At 63.2% G+C, this 2059-nt stretch carries 1 protein-coding gene and 1 pseudogene; one reads left to right on the forward strand and one right to left on the reverse strand.

Features of this window, described 5'->3' with window-relative positions; all coding sequences use genetic code 11:
• Window positions 1-190 (forward strand): hypothetical protein (locus JFB92_RS25940; protein WP_233163782.1); only part of this gene is annotated, 190 nt, incomplete at its 5' end.
• A 356-nt stretch (window positions 191-546) separates the two neighbouring features.
• Here JFB92_RS25940 and JFB92_RS24570 read toward each other — a convergent pair.
• Window positions 547-2059: pseudogene (locus JFB92_RS24570) on the reverse strand (hypothetical protein); the annotation flags it as partial.

Below are 2059 nucleotides of genomic sequence, written 5' to 3' on the forward strand. Positions count from 1 at the left end.
ATCACACGGCGTACCCGTCACCTTGCCCGAAGAAGCTCATTATGACTGCCTGGTTCTCCAGGGAGTCGGCTGCAATTCGATGCTGGGGGTAGGTGTGGGAGTGGGTCGTGTATTCTTTCCAGAGAACATTTCCCGACGAAGCGTCGACTCCCAATGCGACCAGTTCATCATCCTCATCGACTGCATATAGAATGAATGTGTCGCCGGCACTGATTACCGGTGCGAAGGCGGAGTATCCTTCAAGAGTCCACGCAGGCTCAGGTGTCACGTGCCCTAGCGCGCCAGGACCACTGCCTCCATCGTCAATATGGGAATTCCCATCGCTTGTGCAAGCCGAAGAGAGAACCAGCAAGGTAGCGGCAGTGATTTCTAGACTGAAGTTTCGCATGGGGCCTCTGGATTGTCAGGAATGTGGAGCGGTCTTCCAGCCGGTCGGTTGTCCGTGCTGCGCCCTGAGTTGCCCAGAGTTTGGCACCGAGGGCGGCGCGGCGCCAGGCCAGGCGACCGGCCATATTTGGCCGGTCGGGTTGACCTAGGAGAACGTGTTCAGTCGTATTGGCGGTGGTCGATGTCGGCGAGGTGGTCTCGGAGCCGTTCGTGGCGGAACTGGTAGACCACTCCGGCGCGGCGCAGCACGCCGCGGTCGTAGGCGTCTTCGAGGAAGGTGGACACCGCCCAGGGCAGGCGTCCGGTCAGCGGGAGCCAGAGGCGGCCGAAGACCAGCCATTGCCCCCACGCGGTCATGCTGAGCGCGTACGCGATCCCGCCTCCGATGCCACTGATCAGGCCGACCGAGAGCCCGAATTCCGGGCCACGATCGATAAAGATGCTGAACGCGGGCGGGAGCCGGCGCACCAGCTCGCCGACGAGCCCGATCGTCAGTGGAAGTACGACCCCGGTCGTGGTCGCATATAGAAATACCTGGACGAACACAGTGGTCCGGTTGGCCCGCAACAGATTCTCGGGACTGTAGTCGGACTCGATGTCGAGTGGTTCCTCGTTCAGACCGATGAACCCGAACCCGATCCCGGCCGCGAAGGCGAATACGGCTGCGAACACGGTCGCATCGAACAATCCGTTCAGGAGGACCCGTCTGAGTTCGACGCCTTGCACTACCAGGTCCAGAATTCCAATGAGGATGCCATATCCGAAGCCCAATGCCGCACCGGCCGTGAGACCGGTCCTGCATCTGTGAATCGCCGTCCGCCACCTGCGGTGGCCTCGCTCGAGGATCCGCACTCGGATCCTCGACGGCTCGAGCGAACGATGCCTTGGTCCGGGGCCGAATTCCCGCACGAGAGTGAGGGCGGTTCCGGTCGCCAGTCCGAATACCGCGGCGTACAGGATTCGCCCCATTCGAAATTCGTCGTCGAGGATTCCTTTCACGGCAAAAATGACCGACCCGAAGACCAGTCCGACGGTGAGAATCATGATGAGCATCCGAGTCCGGCGAAGCATCGAGTCGCCGAACTGCCACCAGGCGAGATCGTGGGTGTCGAGCCGCTTCAGGTGACGCGCGAGATAGCCGAGCCAGCGTCGCACCTGATCGGTTTCATAGCGACGGCTGCCCGGCCGGGGCCGGTACACCGTCGGGAGGAAGCTGCCGAGCAGATGCTTTTCGATCGCTTCGGCATGGCCGAATCGGTCGGTGTCGAGCAGTTCGGATGGGCATCGGTCGGGCGTGTCGCTGTAGACGGTCCGGGCGATGGAGGCCATCAGCGGCGTGGAAAGTGCCTCGGCGATGTTCGCACCGGCCGCACTGCGGGTTTCTCCGCGGAGTTCGGCCAGCACGGGCTCCCATAGTGGAGCGCCCTCACCGGTCAGGCGGGTGGTGGTGCGATGCAGGTAGTGGTCCAGGTCGGACGGGTCGAGGTCGATCAGGCTGACACCGGCGGCCGCCTTCAGGACTTGCGTTTCGACTACGGCGGCCCGGTACTGGTCGGGGCGGCTGGTCATCAGCAGCGGCATGTCGGTGGCGGCGTTGAGCGCCTCCAAGACGTGTCGGCGCAGGCCCGCGGCGACCTCGTCGAACCCGTCCAGGATCGGCAAAATCAGGTCG

The sequence above is a fragment of the Glycomyces salinus genome (genome assembly GCF_016428645.1).
Classification (GTDB): Bacteria; Actinomycetota; Actinomycetes; order Mycobacteriales; family Micromonosporaceae; genus Glycomyces; species Glycomyces salinus.